This is a genomic window from Rufibacter sp. JT20002, assembly GCF_056491185.1.
The window spans coordinates 1-19222 of the sequence record NZ_JBSZJY010000003.1 but is presented as its reverse complement, the minus strand read 5'-3'; the positions used below and the strand labels follow the sequence as shown (position 1 = coordinate 19222).

The following is a 19222-nucleotide window of genomic DNA, read 5'->3' as shown; positions in this document are numbered from 1 at the left end:
TTGCGGCACGTGCTAAAAAGAACGTATTTTTGAATCAAACTTAATCTAATTACTTATGAACTTCCCTGAGGAGCTGAAATACACCAAAGACCACGAGTGGATCCGGATTGAAGGCGATGTAGCGTACGTAGGCATCACTGACTTTGCGCAGCGCGAGTTGGGTGACATTGTGTATGTAGACATTGACACCTTAGACAAAGACGTAGCCAAAGAAGAGGTATTTGGTACTGTTGAAGCAGTGAAAACCGTTTCTGATTTGTTTAGCCCGCTTTCTGGCCAGGTTTTGGAAATCAATGAAAAACTGGACGGCAGCCCTGAACTGGTGAACTCTGATCCTTACGGCGATGGCTGGATGATCAAGATGTCTGTTGGTGACCAAGCCGAAGTAGCCGAGCTTCTTTCTGCCGCCGCGTACCGCGAGTTGGTAGGCGCCTAATATATTTTTGCCGTGCGTCTCTCCTATTATGCACTGGCACTGGGGTGGGCAGTCGTCATTCTTGTATTGACGTTACTGCCCGCTCCTCTTTTACCTCCCGGCCCCAAATGGGACTTCCTTACCGTTGACACGCTGGTACATGCCATCCTCTTCGGGATGCAACTTCTTCTCCTTCTTTTCGGGTTGCAGCGTGACCCTTCCGTTCAATTAAACAAGCGCCTGCTCACGGGTTCCTTTTTGCTGGTAGTGGCCTTCGGGATATTTGTGGAAATCCTGCAGGGTTCCATGGGTCTGGGCCGGGCCGCCGATCCGGTGGATGCGCTCAGCAATACTGTTGGTGGGGTGATCGGGTTGGTCCTGTGGTTTCTGTTTGTTCGCCGCTTTGCAACCAGTTTCAGAAGATCAGGCTAAAAACGATTCTATGACAAGGCACTCCTGGCTTTATCTTACGGTTTCGCTCCTGCTCCTTTCTTTTCAGGGGAAAGCCCAGGACATGACCCGGGTACGCCAAACCATCCGTGACCTTTCTGCCCCGGCCTTGCACGGACGTGGGTACGCCTTCAAAGGCGACAGTCTGGCCGCCGATTACCTGCAAGGCCAATTTACCACCATCGGGTTAAAATCTTTTCCTCCCGGGTACAAGCAACCCTTTACGCTTCCGGTCAATATTCTGGAAAACTCACTCCAATTGGAAATTGACGGAAAGATCTTAACACCCGGTGTGGATTTTCTGGCCCACGCGGCTACGGGGGCTGGGGCCGCTGAAGGTAGGGTCTATGAGATAGACACGTTGATTCTGAAAGATGTTGACGTGGCCCAGCAATTCCTAACCAATAACCTGCGCAACAAAGTACTGGTGGTGCACCAACGGAATTTTCAGGAATTGCTTTCCTTACCAGAGCCGTTCCAACCGCAGTTGAGAAGCGTGGCTGCAGTGATCGTGCGACAACCCGGTCCCAAGTTGATGGGCACTATTAGGGGAGAGCAGCTTCCGTTCCCGGTGTTTGAAGTTTTAGAGAAAGCCTGGCCACCCAAATCAAAGAAGGTGAAGTTTGCGGTAGATGCCCGGCTTGATTTGCAGTACAACAGCCAAAACGTGATCGGGTTTGTACCGGGTAAGGTCAACCCAGATTCCTTTGTGGTGGTCACCGCCCACTATGACCACTTAGGCCACCAAGGCAAAGAGGTGTATTTCCCCGGCTCTCATGATAATGCCAGTGGTACCGCCATGTTACTGGAACTGGCCCGTTATTATGCCCAGCCTCAGAATGCCCCAGACTACTCCATTGCTTTCATGGCCTTTGCCGGAGAAGAAGCCGGCTTGGTAGGCTCTCGCTTTTATACTGAGAACCCGCTCTTCCCACTGAATAAAATTAAATTCCTGCTGAACCTGGACCTCATGAGCACTGGTGAGGAAGGACTGATGGTGGTCAACGGTAGCGTGTTTCCCAAGCAGTTCGCGCTTTTGCAGCAGTTGAACAAACAGCACCAGTTTCTTTCCCAGATTAAGAGCCGGGGCAAAGCGGCCAACTCAGACCATTACTTCTTCTCAGAAAAAGGCGTTCCTTCCTTCTTCTTCTATACCTTGGGAGGCACCACCACAGAATACCACCACCCCAAGGATACCATAGAAACCTTGCCGCTGACCAAATTCAAGGAAGTTATGGCCTTGATCCAGGCGTTTATCAAAGAATTATAGAAAACCTGCTTTGGCCCTATTTTCCCGAAATCGGCTAAAAAGCGCCTGGTTGTTATTTCATTTTTGCTTCCCTTTTTAGCGTTCTTTCCTTAAAGAAGCCTTAAAACCCGGATGCCCCGGCAACTACCTTCAATTGGGTAATTAACGGGGCATTCGGGTTTCTACTACTAAGAGAAGTTATCTTAAAAGCATCACCCTCCGGACTACCATTCCCTTGTCGGTATGGAGCTTGAGAAGGTACAGGCCATTAGCTTGGTTCTGCAGGGAAAGCTGCAAAGGCTGGCTTCGCACGTGCCGTATAGGAGTAACTGTCTGCAGCAACTTCCCTACGGTATTACACACCTGAATGCTGGAAATGGTGGCTTGTGGCGAGCTGATGAAGAAGGCACCGGTAGAGGGATTAGGCGAAACTGTTACCGCTTGCTGGGCGCGGTCTTCCTCGGCTCCCAACGGGTCCCCGTCTACTTTCACATCATCTATAAACAAATTGTTTTCATAATCGGTGATGTGCCTGAACTTCAGGAGCATCGTTTTGGCAGTCGCAAAGCCTACTAAATCCAATGTCTCCAAGCGCCATTGCGAAGCGGTTGGGATAAACTCCTCCTTGGTGAAGTAAGGAGTAGCGGTAGTCAAGTCTCTCCCGGCCTTTTGGTAAAGGCGTTGGTACGAACTGCCACAATCTATAGAGGCCCAGACTTCCAACGTATCGGAGTAACCACTTTCGGAAAGCAAAGAATACGCCACCTGGAAGGTGAGCCGTGGCATGGCCCTGTTGGTTAGATCCAAGGGAGGGAGCACCAATTCATCTACCAAGCCGTTGGCCTCATAGCGAATGTTGTTCATGTATGCCGAGGCCGTCCCCGTTTTGTCTGCTTTAGTGGTACGCGCCCAGGTGAGGTCTCCGTTAGGATTATTGATCGTCCAGCCGGCTGGCGGGAAAGTCTCTCCTTCAAAGCCTTCCTGCAGGGGCAAAGGCGAACCCTGCACTTGGAAGGAAGCGGAAAGGACGTCATTGCTTGCCTCTGCATCAGAAGCAGTGTTGTTTCTGGAGCTAATGGTAAGGGAAAGGGTGTGTGCCCCAGAGAGCACCGTAAGCGCCGGAATGGTAACGGTAGTGCTTTGGAAGGACGCTACAGAACCGGTCCAAGTGTAAGTTTGAACCGGGCCATTGTCTACCCGGTACTGGATTTGGGCCGACGTGAGCGGTTGGGTTCCCTTGTTGCGCAATACCACTGAAGGCGCAAAGGAGGTAGCGCAAAGAATCTTTCCAGGAGAAGTCACCTCCATCAAGGCTGCATCCAGATCTGGCACCTGCACCGTGGTACACCCAGGAGAGGAAAGGATACCCGGCCGGTACGCTGAGAGAGCCTGCTGCATCACGTTTTTCTGCCCGGCGGTAAACAGGTTCATACAGGCATCATTGGTGTAGTCCATGTAGTTCATGAACATATCGCTGATGTTGTCACAGCTGGCACTGGGGAACGTAGGACAGCCAGCATTTTCTTCCTCTTGGGTGGGCGTGTCGGCCACCTGGTCATCACCGCAGGGCTCATCGCCCCAGATGTGGAACAGGTTCAGCCAATGACCAACCTCATGGGTAGTGGTACGCCCCAAATTGAAGGGTCTGGTCACGGTACCCGTAGTCCCGAAGTAGCGGTAATCAATGACTACTCCGTCGGTAGCAGGTGACCCGGCGTTCGGGAATTGGCCATAGCCCAGCACTTCTTCATCGGAGGAGAATTTCACCACCCAGATATTCAGGTACTGGCTCGTGTTCCAGGCATCCTTTCCGCCGGAGGCATTGAACTTCATGCCGTCGTTCACCTTAAACTCGGCCGTGTTGGTTTTGGTGCGGGTAATGCCGGTAGTGGGCTCGCCGTCGGGCGTGCGTTGGGCCAAGCAGAACTCAATCTCGGTATCGGCGGCCACGCCTCTGAAGGCTTCGGGTGTATTGCCCACATCAGTGTTCAACCGCCGGAAATCTTTGTTTAAAACCTCAATCTGGGATTTGATCTGGGCATCGGAGATGTTTTGGGCATCGGTGTTATAGACAACGTGGACCACCACCGGGATAGTCACCACCCCAGCCAAGACTCTTTTCTCCAGAAGATCTTTGGATCGTAAGCCCGCCATTTTTGCTTGCTGTTGCAACTGGGTTCGCAGGTTAGGCCTGTCACGCTCCAGGTGCTGTACGTGCGCCATGGTGCCGCAAGAACGGGCTTGCCCCAAAGCTTCGCCTATCCCCCAAAGGAAAAGAAGAATAACAGCTAGTAACTTTTTGGGCATGCGTTCTGCGCTAAAGGGTGATTTAAGGAAAATAGGCCCAAAACAAAACCCTTACAAGATGTTGTTCAGCTGCTCTTTGATCTTCTCCAGTTCTTCTTTCATTTCTACCACCAAATGCTGGATGGTGGCATCGTTGGCTTTGGAACCGATGGTGTTGATCTCACGGCCTATTTCCTGGGAGATGAACGCCAGTTTCTTGCCGGTTGGTTCAGGAAGGTAGACGGTCTCGGTGAAATAATGCAGGTGGTTCACTAAACGCACCTTTTCTTCCGCAATATCCAGTTTCTCAATGTAATAGATCATCTCCTGCTCAAACCGATTCTGGTTGAAAGACTCTGAAGAGCTGATCTCAATCAGGTGCCCTTGGATGCGCTGTTTTATCTGCTCTACCCGCGTAGGATCATGTTTGTCTACCTCGGCCAGCAGAATACGGATGCGGTCTATGTAGGAAATGATTTCGGTGGTAAGGGCTTTGCCTTCATCGGCCCTGAAGGTGTTGAACTTGTCTATGGCTTCCAGCAACAGCGGCTGCACCTGCTCCCAGGCAATCTCTTCGGTTCTGGGATCTTCGGCGGCCTCGGTCTGGAGCACATCGGGCATGTGAAGGGCCAACCGGAACAAATCAGGGGACTGGGCGCCCAGCGCCAACGCGGCCTGCTCTATCTCCTGGTAATATTGGGTTAGTAACTCGGTGTTGATTCTACTGCGGGTGCTATTGGCTTTGTTTCTGTTAACCTCAATGGTGAGGTTGATTTTGCCCCGCACCAGGCTCTTGCCTATCAGGTTTCTGATCTCCAGTTCTTTGTCAGACAGACTGCGGGGGATGCGCAGACTCAGGTCCATGGATTTTGAGTTAAGAGATTTCAGCTCAATGCTGACCATAGAACCCTCAGTTTCTAGGTGGGCAGCCCCAAACCCAGTCATGGATAAAAGCATAAGTAAAAAAGTAAAGTGTTAAAAAGTAAATTTATGAAAAAAGCGCCACTCTCTCCCTATCTTGCCAGTAGCTGTTTCTGAGGGCTTTTCCCTTATGAAGCTGAGGTATTTTCTTTTATCTTTGCCGTATGAAATTTGGAGTTGTCGTTTTCCCGGGGTCCAACTGTGACCAGGATGTCATTGATGCGTTGCAACACACTACCCAGAAGGAGGTTGTACGCCTTTGGCACAAAGACCATGATTTGCAGAACTGTGATTTCATAGTGCTGCCAGGAGGTTTCTCCTATGGTGATTATCTGCGTTCGGGTGCTATTGCCCGGTTCTCCCCTATCATGCAGGAAGTGGTGAAATTTGCCAACTCAGGTGGGTACGTGTGGGGAATCTGCAACGGTTTCCAGATTCTGACCGAGGCCGGTCTGTTGCCGGGTGCCCTGCTGCGTAACACCAGCCAGCAGTTCATCTGCCAGAACGTGTACATCACCCCTGAAAACAACGAGGCTCTGCCTACTGCCCTGCTAGAGCCCGGCAAAGCCTACAAAATTCCGATTGCCCACGGAGAAGGCCGTTTCCACGCCGATGCCGACACCCTGAAGCAACTGGAGGACAATGGCCAGATCATGTTCCGCTACTGTGATGCCAACGGTGAGGTAAACGAGTACTGCAACTGCAATGGCAGCTTGCTCAACATTGCCGGGGTAAGCAACAAGAACAAGAATGTGTTTGGCATGATGCCGCACCCAGAGCGCGCCGTTGACCCAGATCTGAACAACACCGATGGCCGTCTCCTGTTTGAGTCGCTCCTGCAAGCGGTACAGGCATAACTTTTCCTTCCCAGAAAACCTGGCTTGATGAAGCTTTTGCTTTATCAGCTTATACATAAAACAAAGAAGCCTCCTTGTATTCAGGGAGGCTTCTTTGTTTTTATGCCACTTTCAGGAAAACACCCGCTAAAGCATCAGGCTTGAAATAACAGTTTGAAAGAGGGAAGTTACTCTCGCCATAAAAGCAGAACGGCACCTTTGTTAAAGGTGCCGTTCTGCTTTTATGGCGTTTTCAGGAAATTAGTCTTAAATCGAGTTGAAAGATTCTAGAGGTTAGAAATCGTAACCCATAGAGAAGTAGAACTTAGGTCCTTCGCGCTTCAGGTTCCGTTCTCCCCACGCCATGTCAAACCGACCGTAAACGCCTAAGAGAGTAGTTCTTGCCCCAAATCCATACCCATACATGAACGGATTCCGGAAGTTGCGGACAATCACTTCAAACGGAGGTCTTGGCACAGGCTGGGTATTAACGGAGTTGTCATCGCTGAACGGGTTTCCGCTGTTATAGGCGGTACCGGCGTCAAAGAACCCTACTACCTCTAAGTTCCGGAAGAAGCCCGAGTTGATAGGTCCCTCAAACAGGTATTGGAAAAGCGGCAGGCGCAGTTCTGAGTTCCACAACACATACCGGGTACCGTTGCGGGCACCGTAGTTGAAGCCCCGCAGCGGGGTAGCGAAGTTCACAAACAGGTAATCTACCGGGCTCATGGCCAAGCTGTCGTCGTCATCGGCGTTGATCCAGTTATCCACGCCTCCCAGCTTATGCCGTTTAGGAGCTGGCCCAAACGACTGCTCATAACTCAACCGGTTAGCCCACACAAACTGCTTATGGATTTTCTGATAGTGTCTTAAGTCCACGTAGAAGTTACCGAAGCCGGCAGACTTGTTCCCGATGCCGTACATTCTGCTGATACCTACTTTCATACGGGTACCTTCTCTCATGTTCATGCCGGTCACCACAGAATTGTCAAACACGATCTCGCCGCCAATACCTGCTAAGTCGGTCACCTGGTCTGGCTCAGAGAAATTCTCTACGGCGATAGCCCGCACATTCGCAAAACGTGGCAAGAACTTAACACTAAGGGCATTTGTCAATGGGTAGCTAAGAGCCGGAAGAACTTCATATTTAGAAAGCCTCGTCATCAGCCCGTTGGTGGCTCGTAGAGAGATGCTTTGTCTTTGGAAGCCTACGCGGTAATCATACCGATTCTTTAGGTTAGAATACTCTGCGTAAAAGTTGGTGGTCTGGAGATCAGTCAAGGCGAACACTCCGCCTCTGATGCGGTAGTCCTCAAACAGATCGGCCATGCCTACTTCCATTACAAACCCAAAGCCAAGCAAAGGATCAGCGTAGATAGAGGTAGTGAGGCTGTTCATTCCAAACCGCAAATCATAAGGCCTTGGGTAATTCAGCACCAGTGAATCTGGCGAGTTCATGGCCATGATGGTTCTGGGTTTGGGAGTGGTGGCGGGCTTGGCTGCTGGTTTTGCCGGGGCAGCGGTGCTGTCAGTGACGGTACTGTCTGGAGTGACTCCGGCCAGTTGGGAAGCTTGCACCGCGGCGATTGAATCAGCCAGGGCTTTGGCAGCCAGAGCAGCGGCGGCCCGGGCATTCTCCTGCTGAATACGACGTTGCAGATGCCCCTCTAAAACCTCCTGACGCTTTGTTTTGAATCCCTGCTGCGCCAAGGCCTGCAATGGAGAGTTGGGATACCAATACAGGAACTCCTTTGCTCTGTCATTGGCCACAAACGTGAGGTTGCCCGTGCGCACATTGTAATCATAGGTTTTAATGTTTTGCCGGAAAGCAGTTACCCGCTCAATAACCCCCGTTTTAATATTATGGCGGTATAGAGACCTGATACCGGTTTCCTCGCCCAAATACATGATCTCTTCCTCAGAAATCCCCAAAGGCATCACTTCGTTTGAAGGAGTGTACGTCAATTGCCAGAAGCGGCTTTGCGTGTTGTTGGGGTCAAAGAGGTAAATATCATAGTTGTTGGTCACATTAGTGAACTTACCCCGGCTAGACTGAAGGGAGTCTGCAAACCTGTTAGAACTGAACACGATGCGGTTGCTGGTACCCGGCAAGAAAGACGGGTTTAAGTCATCAAACACATCGTTGGTGAGTTGGCGCACCAGGCGGCCGTTGCGGTAGAGGTACAAATCGCTCTGCCCGTCTTTCACGGCGCTTAACACCATGAACTGTCCGTCTTCTGAGAAGTCAACGCCGGCTACCTGGCTGTAGGCGTTCAGGGGCAGCACGTTATTGTTCTTACCCAGCAGGTTTTTCACCGTGGCAACTCCCGGAATGTACCGGTTGTCGGCGTCCTGTAGTTTCAGTTGAAGTTTACCCCGTCTCACATCAGAAATACCCAACTGCGATTCTGACCGCCACGAAAGCAATGGCACAGTGTGGTCCACTTCCAGGTTGGGCATTTTGTAGCCCCCGCGGTACACCATGCGTTGGTTTTTAGAGGCAAGATTCCGCACGTAAACTTTGTATGCCCCCCGGTCATAAATGACATAGGCCAGCTTTTGTCCGCTGGGGCTTAAAGCTGGTTCTGAGTACAAAACGTTGCGTGCGTTCGATTTCTTGATCTTATTCTCTTTGCTGGGGGCAGGAAGAGCTCCTTCGGCAAAGGTGTTCATCTGGGTGTAGTAGGCAAACCAATCGCGCATGAACCGCTTGTAGGGCATATTCAGGCTACTGGCGATCCCCACTTCAATGTCACGGGTAATACGGGTCAAATTCAGGATGTTCTGGATGGCAGAGGTGCCGTGACGCTCCGTGATGTAGTTCCAGATGGCCTGGCCGGTGAGGCGCTGGTTGCGGGCAAACAGAGGATCTGGCCGCTTGCCTCCGGTTTTCTGGATCATGTCGCGCACATAATCATCCATGTCCACACTCCAGCCTTCGGCCAGGTACGAGGCGGCACCAGACACAAACCATTCTGGCAGGCGCAACAGATAATTGCTTTGGATAACTTCTTTCAGGCTTCCGCCATACATCATGTCAGAAAGCAGCAACTCAGAGATGCGGTAGGTCATCTGGCGCTTCAGCTCGGTCTGGGATCCTTCAAACGCTACCTCAATCTTGCTTTTCACAAACAAGGCATCGTTACCGCCTTTGTATGGATCATCAATCAAGCCAATGTTACTCTGCTTCATGTCTGACACAGAGTTGTACATGATGATGGTGATCTTGGAATACGGATAGTACCCAATCAGCGAAGTAATTCTCTTCAGTTCCCGCTCGGCGTGCTCGGCAGCGTTACGGGCCAATTGCCGCCCGTCTTGCGAGAAGTAGATATTGAAGTTTTGGGTACTGTAATACTGCCAGTTAAACCGTTTGTACTGGATACGGTTCTGACCAAAATCATCTGGGGCCGTAGCTTGCCCAAACGTGGTAGCGGGCGCTCCTAAGACCAGGAGCAGCACAAGTAACCGGCACACATGTAATAAGCGAGTAGAGAGTTGACTCATGTGTTTGACGTTGATGCTAAATATAACGATAAATACCGGGCAATATTCACCTCTGGCCATAAAGGAACGCCCTGTTCTAAAGAGGCTATCAACTGCTGGGCCAGTAAAGGCGCCATCAGTACTCCCTTAGAACCCATGCCATTGAAAATAGCCACCTGTTCATGCGCAGGGTGCAGCCCTATCAGCGGTTTTCGGTCCCGTACCGCCGGCCTGATTCCTACATACTGCTTTTCCACAGTAAACGGTTTTTTTATAATTTCCTGCGCCTTAGCCTCTAGTTCCTCGCGGGCCTCAGGGGTAAGCTCTTCATCGGGATTTCGCCAGTTGTAGGTTGCACCCACCCGGTAGTGGTATTGTCCTAAAGGCACAACGTAAACTGCTTTATTATAGATATATGAAGCCTCAAAATCAGGCACATTTATGTCTAAAATTTCGCCTTTATTCAGGGAAAAGGGGAGCCAGCCGAAAAATGGGTTTTGGGCACCTTGGGCTCCCTCACAGAAAATGACTTTGCGGGCCAGGACCTCTCCGTAGCGCACCCCGTCTGGCAGCAGTTCCAGTTGGGTTCTGTCAAACGCATCTGTTCTAAACACCTGCCGCTGCCTCAGGTCTTCTTCCCGGGCATCCAGAAAAGTGCGCAACGCTACGTAACCACCCTGCCGGATGAGCAAACCGCCCAGTTCCTGGTGCACAGAATCAGAGGTGGGAAGTTGCAGGTGCGTGGTTTCAATGTACCCGTCCCAGGCGGCATCGGTGCTTTTCCCCATCCAGTTGTTTTGTTCCTCTGGTGTGGAAAACAGCTTTAAAATAGGCTTTTGGTAAAACAGTTCTGTGTTGTACCGCTCCTCCATCTCCTGGTAAAAGGCGGCAGCAGCAGGCAGGAAAGCATCCACTTGCCAGCTTTTGGCAAACCGCTTACCCGCTACCGGATTGATCAGACCCGCGGCCACCCTAGATGCCGAGTTGGCTTTACGTGCATCAAAGACCAGCACCGTTTTGCCGGCTTTTTCCAGAAAACAGGTCAAAATTGCCCCGGCCAGCCCGTGCCCTACTACCAGATAATCATATTTCATGCCCCAAGGTACGGCTTGTGCCGCTGAAATCTGTAACTTAGAGCCTGCAAAATAAGATGTCTCCCATGGCTGCCACTGGTCTGCAAGTAAAGTACTTTACCTTCAATCCGTTCCAAGAAAATACCTATGTACTGTATGACGCCACAAAAGCCTGCGTGGTGATTGATCCCGGTTGCTCCGATAAACAGGAACAGCAGGAATTACAGCAGTTCATCCAGGCCGAAGGCTTGAAAGTAGAGCGGCTTCTGAACACGCATTGCCACATTGACCATGTGCTGGGAAATAAGTTTGTGGCCGATACCTACGGAGTGCCGTTGGAGATCCACGAAGAAGATTTGGCCGTTTTACGTGCGGTACCTACGTACTCTGCGGCCTATGGCTTTCCGCAATACCAGGAGGTTTTACCGGAGAAATTCTTAAAAGAGGGTGAAAACGTACGTTTCGGAGAGACAGAATTGGAAGTTTTGTTCACGCCCGGCCATGCGCCCGGCCACGTGGTCTTCTACCACCCCGGGAGCAAGAACCTGATTGGCGGCGATGTCCTGTTCCAGCGCAGCATTGGCCGCACCGACTTACCGGGCGGTGATTTCAACACCCTTATTCAAAGCATCCGCACTAAATTATTCACCCTCCCCGAGGATGTCACCGTTTATCCTGGCCATGGCCCCTCTACCACCATTGGGGAGGAAAAAGCCAGCAATCCGTTTTTGAGCTAATTCTACTAAAACAGGCTCAGAACAGACCTTTACAATTCTATGAAGAAACACATTCCCAATTTCATCACCTGCCTTAACTTATTGTGTGGTTGCCTTGCCTTGGTTTCTGTTTTTCAGCAGGAACTGATTGCGGCAGCCGGCTGGATTGTAGCCGCCGCCACCCTGGATTTCATGGACGGCATGGTGGCCCGCGTACTCAACACCTATTCTGAAATAGGCAAACAACTGGATTCGTTAGCAGATATGGTTTCTTTTGGCGTGGTGCCTGGCGCCGCGATGGTGCAGATGATTGCCCTTGCCATTGAAAAAGGCGGGTATGACCTGCCTGCGTTTCTGCCGTATGCCGGCTTTTTGATCACTATTTTCTCCTGCGTTAGGCTAGCCAAGTTCAACATTGACACCCGCCAAATTTCTTCCTTCATTGGCGTGCCCACTCCGGCCTGCACCTTGTTCATTATGTCGTTGCCGCTGATTCTGGCGAACGATGATTTTGGGTTATCACCCATTATCCTGAACCCGTTTGTACTGCTGGGGATCTCAGTTCTATTTTCTTACCTGCTCATCGCTGAGCTGCCGCTATTTGCGCTTAAATTCAAAAATGCCTCCTGGAAAGGCAATGAGGTGCGGTTTATTTTCATGGGGCTTTCCATTCTTTTCCTGGCAATCCTTAACTTTACCGCGGTTCCTTTGAACCTAGCCATGTACATTATTTTATCCTTTTTCAATAAATCCTCTTCCTTATGAAATTCACCGCCGAAATTGATATCATGCCGCACGCAGAACTGTTAGACCCTCAAGGAAAGGCCGTAATGCTGGGCTTGGAACATTTAGGCCTGGAGCAGGTGTCAGATGTAAGAATTGGCAAACACATTCGTTTACAGTTAGAAGCAGAAGACGAAACCGCTGCTGCCCAGAAAGTAGAAGAGGCTTGTAAGAAATTACTGGCCAACATGATTATGGAATCTTTTTCTTACCGTCTCACAGCCAACTAACAACTCCCCCATTCATGGGTTAGCTTCTCACTTCTGAGGGTGATCCTATGATAGAAGGACTGTGTTGCGGAGTAATTATTTTACCCGCGTACATGCATCTTGTAAGAAAGCTTCTTTTGGCTGCAGGCTTTTGGGTAGCTGCCGCTTCTGCCTGGGCCCAAACCCAGGATTCGCGCACTATCACGTGGCGCACAGTACCTGCTAGCCCTTCTGCGGGGGCAACAGTTACTGCTGCGCTTCCTGTTTTTGAGGAAGCTTCATTTGAAGGGCGTGAACCAATTCCCTTCTACCTACTGTCATTACCTAATGCCCAGGTAACTTCTTTTGAGTTCACCAACTTGGAGTTTGGCCCGCTCACGGAGGCAGAAGCACGTGCTTTTCCTAAAAAGAGCCTCAAAACTGCTTTACAACCCGCCATTAGCGTAGGTACCGCCAACCGGGTGATGCATTCAGTGGTCGCTTTCCAGCCCTTTAGGTTAAACCCTCAGACGGGCGCGGTGGAGAAGCTGCTGAACTTCAGTTTTCGCTATACTTCCGGAAACAACCTTAGAAAAGCCCCGGGGCAACCCTCCGCTCGGCGGGCGTACACTACTCGGTCGGTGTTAGCGTCCGGTGAATGGTATAAGATTGGCGTGCCGGCTTCGGGCATGTACAAGTTAGACCGGGCCGCTTTGCAGGCAATGGGCGTAAACCCGCAATCTCTTAACCCGCGCAATCTGCGGTTATTCGGAAACGGCGGCGGAATGCTCCCCCAAGCCAATGCCACTCCCCGTCCCGATGATTTGGTAGAAAACGCTATCTGGGTAGAAGGTGAGCAGGACGGCTCCTTTGACAACAACGACTATCTCCTTTTCTACGGCCAAGGCCCGCATACCTGGTCAGAGAACCCTGTTACCGGCCAGTCTCCGTTTACGCATTCACTTAATCTGTACAGTGACACCACCTACTACTACTTAACGGTAGGGCCTTCGGCAGGCTTAAGAGTAAGTCAACAGGCCGCACTTCCGGGCTCTTTCCCGGAGGTTAACTCCTATGATGAACGCTGGTTCCATGAAGTGGATCTCAGAAACATGGTGAACTCAGGCCGCGAATGGTACGGGGAGGAATTCAACGCATTCGCGCTGCAGCAAAACTTCTCTATTCCGGCCTCTGACCTAATTCCTAACAGCACCGTTTGGTTTACCTCGGCGGTTATGGCCAACTCCCCAGACAACAGTTCCTTTGCGGTCAGGTTGAACGGTGCCGCCCAGGGTACTCACTCTATTTTTGGGAGAGGGTCTTACAACTACCACCCCGAGGGTGTGAACCACGTCCTGCATTTTTCTCCCTCGTTTGGTTCTTTGGCTTATACAAATGAGCTAACTGTCAACTACACGTATCAACCGGGCAACAGCTCCTCAGCTACGGGTTTTCTTAACTATTTCACGTTATCTGCGCAGCGGCAGTTGAAGCTATACGGGGACCAAACCAGTTTCCGGTCTTTGGCCAGTAAACAGAACCCGGTCACCACTTTCCGGCTAGGAGGCATCACAGCAGCAAATGCGCAGATTTGGGATGTCACTGATCCGCTGAAGCCCGTACGGCAGACTGCTTCCATTAACAATGGGGTAGCCAGCTTTTCGGCTAACAGCCAGCAATTGCGCGAGTACCTTGCCTTTCAGGGTTCCTCTTTCCCTACCCCCACCTTCATCGGTAAAGTAGCAAACCAGAATTTACACAGCCTTAACCTAGATGGGAAGATTGACTTGGTCATCATCACACCAGTGGCTTTTTCCGCGCAGGCTCAACGATTGGCTTCTCACAGGCGCTCCCGTAATGGCTTACAGGTAGAGGTAATAGAACTTCCTAAAATCTATGAAGAGTTTTCTTCCGGGAAGCAGGACATCACCGCCATCCGTGACTTCCTGAAAATGCTTTATGAGCGCAGCGGAAAACAGGGAGATGATCTCATCCAGGTAACCTTGTTTGGCGATGCCTCTTTTGATCCTAAGAAAAGGATTCAGCAGAACACCAACTTCATTCCTATTTATGAGTCCCGTCAGTCTCTTGATCCGGTTTTATCTTACTCATCAGACGACTACATAGGGTTTCTGGATGACGAAGAGGGGGAATGGTCTGAAGAAGATTTCTCTCTGGCCCATCGGTTAGATGTAGGCATCGGCAGGCTACCCGTAAAAACCGCTTCTGAGGCTGATTTAATCATTGACAAGATCATCCGGTATGAAAGCCAGCAAACGCTGGGTAACTGGCGCAAACGGCTTGTTTTCCTGGCTGATGATGGTGACTCCAATGAACACCTCAATGACGCTGATTACCTGGCAGAGTTTGTGGAACGCAACCACTCTGATTACCTGCCTCAAAAGATATATTTAGACCTGTACCCTCAGATAACGGTTCCCAATGGTCAACGGTCTCCTGAAACAAACCAGGCACTGCGGGAAGCCATTGAGAAAGGCGCTCTCGTTACCAATTACACCGGGCACGGCAATGCGATAAGCCTGGCGGATGAGCAGATTTTGACCATTAATGAAATACAAAGCTGGAAAAACCCTGATAAACTCACCTTCTTTCTAACGGCAACCTGTGAGATTGGCCGTTATGATGACCCGAGGCGCAACTCTGGCGCAGAAGTTGCCTTATTTCATCCGGAAGGTGGTGCCATTGGGCTGTTGACTACCACACGTCCGGTTTATTCAGACGGTAACCGGGCTTTGAACACGAACTTCTTCAATTTCCTGTTCATCCCTCTTTCCAACGGGACGATGCCCACTTTGGGAGCCCTAACCAACAAGACCAAGAATGCGAGTTTGTTTGGGGTCAACAACCGGAACTTCGCTTTACTGGGAGACCCTTCCATGCGTCTGGCGTACCCAAACCTGGAGGTTGTACTCTCCAAGCTAAACGGAAAGCCTTTCTCAGCCGCAGCTTCTGATACGCTCAAAGCCCTTTCAAAGGTAACGCTGGCAGGGTTCGTCCAAAACAACCAACAGCAAGTAGCAACAGATTTTCAGGGGCAGATCCATATTACAGTTTATGACAAAAGAGCCACACTTACTACCCTGGGTGACCAAAATGCGAAGCGGCAGGTTCTAAACCGGAGCAATGTGCTTTATGACGGATTAGCCACGGTTAAAAACGGAGCCTTTGAAGTCTCCTTGGTTATTCCCAAAGACATCAATTACCAAATAGGCGAAGGAAGTATTCATTTATATGCCTCCTCTTCCTCTCTTGACGGCCATGGCGCTACTTTAGTGCCCGTAGGAGGAGCAAATGCAGACGTAGCTGCAGATAATACCCCCCCTCAGTTAGCGCTTTACATGGACGATGAGTCATTCATCTCTGGCGGTACCACGGGCCCAGATGCGGTTTTACTAGCCCATTTATTTGATGACAATGGCATTAACACCGCAGGAGCCGGGATAGGCCACGAAATCACCGCTATTCTGGATGAGAAATCCTCAGAGCCAATTATCTTAAATGAGTTCTACACCGCTGATGTTGATTCGTACCAATCGGGGAAAGTCCGGTATGCTCTAAAGAATGTAACTCTCGGCCCTCATACTCTTTCTTTGAAGGCCTGGGATACGCATAATAACTCCAGCACTACCAAGATTGAGTTTATAGTGGCCTCTTCAGAGAAACTAGCGTTAGATCACGTATTTAATATTCCTAACCCTTTCTTAAATAAAACCACCTTCCATTTTGACCATAATCGTCCCGGGCAGGAATTGGATATACTTATTCAGGTTTTTACCGTATCAGGAAAACTGGTGAAATCACTGCATGGTTTTGGTGACGGGAGCAGCCACTTTTCTGACCTAACTTGGGATGGGCGGGATGACAATAATGACATTTTAGCCAAAGGCGTATATATATATAAAGTGAATGTACGTTCTCGTCAGGATGGAGCTAGTACATCTCGTTTTGAAAAGCTAGTTTTACTTAAATAACCTAATTGATACACAATCTCTACCGCATGAACTGCACCTTCTTCAGATCTACACTCTTTGTTCTCTCACTAGCCTGCTTGTCTAGTCTTTCTGCAAAAGCCCAAACTACTATTGGCCAGAGCACAGAGTATAGACCCATCACCACGGCGGTGCCATTTTTATCAGTTTCCCCCGATGCCCGTTCTGCAGGTATGGGTGATGCCGGAGTTGCTATTTCTCCAGATGCCAATGCTATCTACTGGAACTCTGCAAAATTGGGATTCATTGAGACAGATCTGGGAGTATCTCTTTCCTATACCCCTTGGCTCTCAAAGATTGTGAATGACATGTCTTTGAGCCAGCTATCTGTTCATAAGAAGGTAACCGCAAACTCATCACTTGCAGCCTCACTTCTGTACTTTGACCTTGGAGAACTGAACTTCACAGATGCGTCTGGTAATGCTATTCAGAACTTCAACCCTAAAGAATATGCTATCAACCTAGCTTATGGCCAGAAATTAAGTGAGAATTTAAGCTTAGGAGTAGGCGCCCGCTTTATACACTCTAACTTATCTGGAAATGTTAATGTAGGCGGTGGCGGAAACGTTATCGGTGAATCTCAACCAGGTAACTCAGTTGCCGTTGACTTAGGCATTTACTACACCAAAGATCTTGCACTAGGTGGCAAAAACTATAATCTGTCTTTAGGTGGAAATATCTCCAACATTGGAGGCAAAATCTCTTATACCACCGCAGGAAGAAAAGACTTTTTACCAACCAATCTAAGATTAGGTACGGCTTTTACTATGGAGCTTGACCCCTACAACAAAATCACCCTAGCCATTGACGGAAACAAACTACTGGTACCCTACACCCAGTCAGATGATCCTACCGCCAACGACCAAACCAATGTCTTCTCTGGGATCTTTAAATCTTTCACTGATGCCCCTGGTGGAGGAAGCGAGGAGTTGAAAGAGATTACGCTTTCTTCAGGTTTAGAATACTGGTATGACAATATGTTTGCTGCCCGTGCTGGTTACTTTTATGAAAACGAGCTAAAAGGAGGACGTCAATACTTTACCATGGGTCTGGGAATCCGGTATCAGAAATTTGGATTCGATGGTGCTTATATGATCCCTAACGAACAAAATAATCCACTAGCACAAACCTTCCGTTTTTCGCTTCATTTCAGATTAGACGAAGCGACTGCTGAATAAAACTATATGTCACTTAACCGTACCGTAGCACCTGTCATTGCTGAGCTCTCTTCTGATTTATCTATAACACCAGAAGTAACTATAACTCCATCAGGAGCCCGCCTTCATACCTTCACAAACAATATTCAACCTGTAGTACGGGTTGAATTTGTTTTTAAAGCCGGAAAATGGTTCCAAAATAAGCCAGGAGCAGCTTCGCTTACAGCCAAGATGCTGAAGGAAGGAACTCAGCATCATTCAGCTAAGCAGATAGCAGAAACTATAGACTTTTATGGAGCTTCGCTAGAGGTAAACCATGGCTTTGATAGATCAACCGTTACTTTATATTGCTTATCAAAGTTCCTTCCTTCGCTTCTACCGCTTGCTTTTGAAATCATAGAGCAACCTTCTTTCCCTGAGAATGAATTCACTCTAATGAAGCAGAGGGTCATTCAAACCCTAGCCGTAGATAAACAAAAGAACAGCTACTTAGCGACAGAAGCGTTTACAAAAGCTTTGTATGGCAAAGACCACCCCTATGTGTCTTCCATTTCAGAAGAAGAAATCAATGCTTTGACAATAAAAGATCTTTCTGATTTCCATAAACAAGCATATTCCTTTTCTACCGCTGAAATCTTTGTTACTGGGGATATTACTCCTGAAGGTATAGAAAACCTCCTATCAGCTTTACCTATTGATTTTGAGCAGCCAAAATCTGATATCCTTATAGAAGAAGGTCAAGTGGAACAAACGGGTTTACTCTTCAAGAGCACAACAAACCAAATGCAAGCCTCCATACGAGTAGGTAAATCTATCATTAAACCTAGTCACCCAGATTACCCCTCTTTGTACCTGCTTAATCATATCTTAGGCGGATACTTTGGGTCACGCTTAATGAAAAATATTAGGGAAGACAAAGGATTTACCTATGGAATCTACTCCTCCCTCTCTCATAAGGAAAATGATTCACTCTTCTTTATAGGATCTGATATAAAAGGGGATAAGATCAATGAGACTCTGGAAGAGGTTTCCAAAGAAATAACTCAGATAAGCCAAGAAAAGGTACCTGAGGAAGAATTAGCAACCGCAAAGAAACACCTCTCAGGAAAGTTCCTTTCTGATCATGCTACTCTGTTTGATAAAATGGACAAGTATAGATCAAATGTAATACTTGGCTTACCAGGCAACTTCTATTCATTACTCCTAAACAATATTCAGGTACTTTCTTCTGAGGATTTAATAAAAGCAGCAAACATGCACCTGAAAGAGGAGACACTCCTTAAGGTAGTAACTGGCGGAACTCAGGAGTAAATATAATAGGTCAAAAAGGAAAGGGCCGTAGATAGATCTATCTACGGCCCTTTCCTTTTTGACCTATTATGCAGGCTAGTATTAAACCTAAAGTACAATTAGCTTATACATGGAAGACCTTCAAGATTGGAAAGTCATAAAACAACAATACAATAAAGGCTTGTAGAAATTTTTACAGGAGAAACGAAAGTGGAAAGGCTAAAACAAGCTTAACAATAAGGCTCTAAGTAAACCGATTAACTAAAAAAAGGGAAAAACAAACACGCCTCTGCAGATAGCTGAACCAAGTCTCCCAAAAAGTCTAAGTTAATACTCCCTCCTCTCCCTGCTATACAAACGAG

General features: G+C 49.0%; 14 protein-coding genes. 10 read left to right on the top strand and 4 right to left on the bottom strand.

The annotated features are described in order from the left end of the window. Positions 1-55 precede the first annotated feature (55 nt). The 3 genes from gcvH to ACW9SV_RS14005 are packed head-to-tail and all read left to right on the top strand — an operon-like array spanning position 56 to position 2135. Positions 56-436: a glycine cleavage system protein GcvH gene (gene gcvH, locus ACW9SV_RS14015; RefSeq protein ID WP_479557403.1), complete on the top strand. Its 381-nt coding sequence runs from the start codon at positions 56-58 to the stop codon at positions 434-436. Between the two features lie 12 nt (positions 437-448). Next, on the top strand, positions 449-847 hold the full coding sequence (locus ACW9SV_RS14010) for a VanZ family protein (protein ID WP_479557402.1): 399 nt from the start codon (positions 449-451) through the stop codon (positions 845-847). 10 nt (positions 848-857) lie between these two features. Then, entirely contained in the window at positions 858-2135 is a 1278-nt protein-coding gene (locus ACW9SV_RS14005) for a M28 family metallopeptidase (RefSeq protein ID WP_479557401.1), read from the top strand. Between the two features lie 177 nt (positions 2136-2312). On the opposite strand, the gene ACW9SV_RS14000 is transcribed toward ACW9SV_RS14005, so the two are convergent. Both ACW9SV_RS14000 and ACW9SV_RS13995 read right to left on the bottom strand, forming a co-directional pair. Then, positions 2313-4421 carry a M43 family zinc metalloprotease gene (locus ACW9SV_RS14000; protein ID WP_479557400.1) on the bottom strand — a complete coding sequence of 703 codons (2109 nt, stop codon included), beginning with the start codon at positions 4419-4421 and terminating at the stop codon, positions 2313-2315. A gap of 51 nt (positions 4422-4472) precedes the next feature. Next, a complete protein-coding gene (locus tag ACW9SV_RS13995; RefSeq protein WP_479557399.1) occupies positions 4473-5357 on the bottom strand; it encodes a YicC/YloC family endoribonuclease in 885 nt (294 codons plus the stop codon). A 128-nt stretch (positions 5358-5485) separates the two neighbouring features. Between ACW9SV_RS13995 and purQ the strand changes: the two genes are divergently transcribed. After that, entirely contained in the window at positions 5486-6178 is a 693-nt protein-coding gene (gene purQ / locus ACW9SV_RS13990) for a phosphoribosylformylglycinamidine synthase subunit PurQ (protein WP_479557398.1), read from the top strand. Positions 6179-6451: 273 nt separating this feature from the next. Here purQ and ACW9SV_RS13985 read toward each other — a convergent pair whose 3' ends face one another. Further along, a complete protein-coding gene (locus ACW9SV_RS13985; RefSeq protein WP_479557397.1) occupies positions 6452-9664 on the bottom strand; it encodes a TolB family protein in 3213 nt (1070 codons plus the stop codon). After that, positions 9661-10737 (bottom strand): NAD(P)/FAD-dependent oxidoreductase, encoded by a 1077-nt coding sequence (locus ACW9SV_RS13980; protein WP_479557396.1) that lies wholly within the window; start codon positions 10735-10737, stop codon positions 9661-9663. The genes ACW9SV_RS13985 and ACW9SV_RS13980 overlap by 4 nt, the downstream gene beginning before the upstream one ends. A gap of 65 nt (positions 10738-10802) precedes the next feature. On the opposite strand from ACW9SV_RS13980, the gene ACW9SV_RS13975 reads away from it, so the two are divergent. The 6 genes from ACW9SV_RS13975 to ACW9SV_RS13950 all read left to right on the top strand — a co-directional run bounded on the left by ACW9SV_RS13975 (position 10803) and on the right by ACW9SV_RS13950 (position 18881). Continuing rightward, complete coding sequence (locus ACW9SV_RS13975) at positions 10803-11453, top strand: MBL fold metallo-hydrolase (RefSeq protein WP_479557395.1); 651 nt, start codon at positions 10803-10805, stop codon at positions 11451-11453. Positions 11454-11492: 39 nt separating this feature from the next. Further along, entirely contained in the window at positions 11493-12197 is a 705-nt protein-coding gene (locus ACW9SV_RS13970) for a CDP-alcohol phosphatidyltransferase family protein (RefSeq protein ID WP_479557394.1), read from the top strand. Then, complete coding sequence (gene purS / locus ACW9SV_RS13965) at positions 12194-12445, top strand: phosphoribosylformylglycinamidine synthase subunit PurS (RefSeq protein WP_479557393.1); 252 nt, start codon at positions 12194-12196, stop codon at positions 12443-12445. Before ACW9SV_RS13970 ends, purS begins: the two co-directional genes overlap by 4 nt. A gap of 92 nt (positions 12446-12537) precedes the next feature. Next, positions 12538-16395, top strand: a complete 3858-nt coding sequence (gene porU, locus ACW9SV_RS13960) for a type IX secretion system sortase PorU (RefSeq protein WP_479557392.1) — start codon at positions 12538-12540, stop codon at positions 16393-16395. A 26-nt stretch (positions 16396-16421) separates the two neighbouring features. After that, positions 16422-17591 carry a type IX secretion system outer membrane channel protein PorV gene (porV, locus tag ACW9SV_RS13955; RefSeq protein WP_479557391.1) on the top strand — a complete coding sequence of 390 codons (1170 nt, stop codon included), beginning with the start codon at positions 16422-16424 and terminating at the stop codon, positions 17589-17591. Between the two features lie 6 nt (positions 17592-17597). Next, positions 17598-18881 (top strand): M16 family metallopeptidase, encoded by a 1284-nt coding sequence (locus tag ACW9SV_RS13950; protein ID WP_479557390.1) that lies wholly within the window; start codon positions 17598-17600, stop codon positions 18879-18881. Positions 18882-19222 lie beyond the last annotated feature (341 nt).

What these genes read in the sequence shown, in the direction of transcription:
- ACW9SV_RS13985 (WP_479557397.1), bottom strand. Translation starts at nt 9,664, where the DNA reads ATGAGTCAACTCTCTACTCGCTTATTACATGTGTGCCGGTTACTTGTG.
- ACW9SV_RS13980 (WP_479557396.1), bottom strand. Translation starts at nt 10,737, where the DNA reads ATGAAATATGATTATCTGGTAGTAGGGCACGGGCTGGCCGGGGCAATT.
- gcvH (WP_479557403.1), top strand. Translation starts at nt 56, where the DNA reads ATGAACTTCCCTGAGGAGCTGAAATACACCAAAGACCACGAGTGGATC.
- porU (WP_479557392.1), top strand. Translation starts at nt 12,538, where the DNA reads ATGCATCTTGTAAGAAAGCTTCTTTTGGCTGCAGGCTTTTGGGTAGCT.
- ACW9SV_RS13970 (WP_479557394.1), top strand. Translation starts at nt 11,493, where the DNA reads ATGAAGAAACACATTCCCAATTTCATCACCTGCCTTAACTTATTGTGT.
- porV (WP_479557391.1), top strand. Translation starts at nt 16,422, where the DNA reads ATGAACTGCACCTTCTTCAGATCTACACTCTTTGTTCTCTCACTAGCC.
- ACW9SV_RS14005 (WP_479557401.1), top strand. Translation starts at nt 858, where the DNA reads ATGACAAGGCACTCCTGGCTTTATCTTACGGTTTCGCTCCTGCTCCTT.
- purS (WP_479557393.1), top strand. Translation starts at nt 12,194, where the DNA reads ATGAAATTCACCGCCGAAATTGATATCATGCCGCACGCAGAACTGTTA.
- ACW9SV_RS13975 (WP_479557395.1), top strand. Translation starts at nt 10,803, where the DNA reads ATGGCTGCCACTGGTCTGCAAGTAAAGTACTTTACCTTCAATCCGTTC.
- ACW9SV_RS13995 (WP_479557399.1), bottom strand. Translation starts at nt 5,357, where the DNA reads ATGCTTTTATCCATGACTGGGTTTGGGGCTGCCCACCTAGAAACTGAG.
- purQ (WP_479557398.1), top strand. Translation starts at nt 5,486, where the DNA reads ATGAAATTTGGAGTTGTCGTTTTCCCGGGGTCCAACTGTGACCAGGAT.
- ACW9SV_RS14000 (WP_479557400.1), bottom strand. Translation starts at nt 4,421, where the DNA reads ATGCCCAAAAAGTTACTAGCTGTTATTCTTCTTTTCCTTTGGGGGATA.
- ACW9SV_RS13950 (WP_479557390.1), top strand. Translation starts at nt 17,598, where the DNA reads ATGTCACTTAACCGTACCGTAGCACCTGTCATTGCTGAGCTCTCTTCT.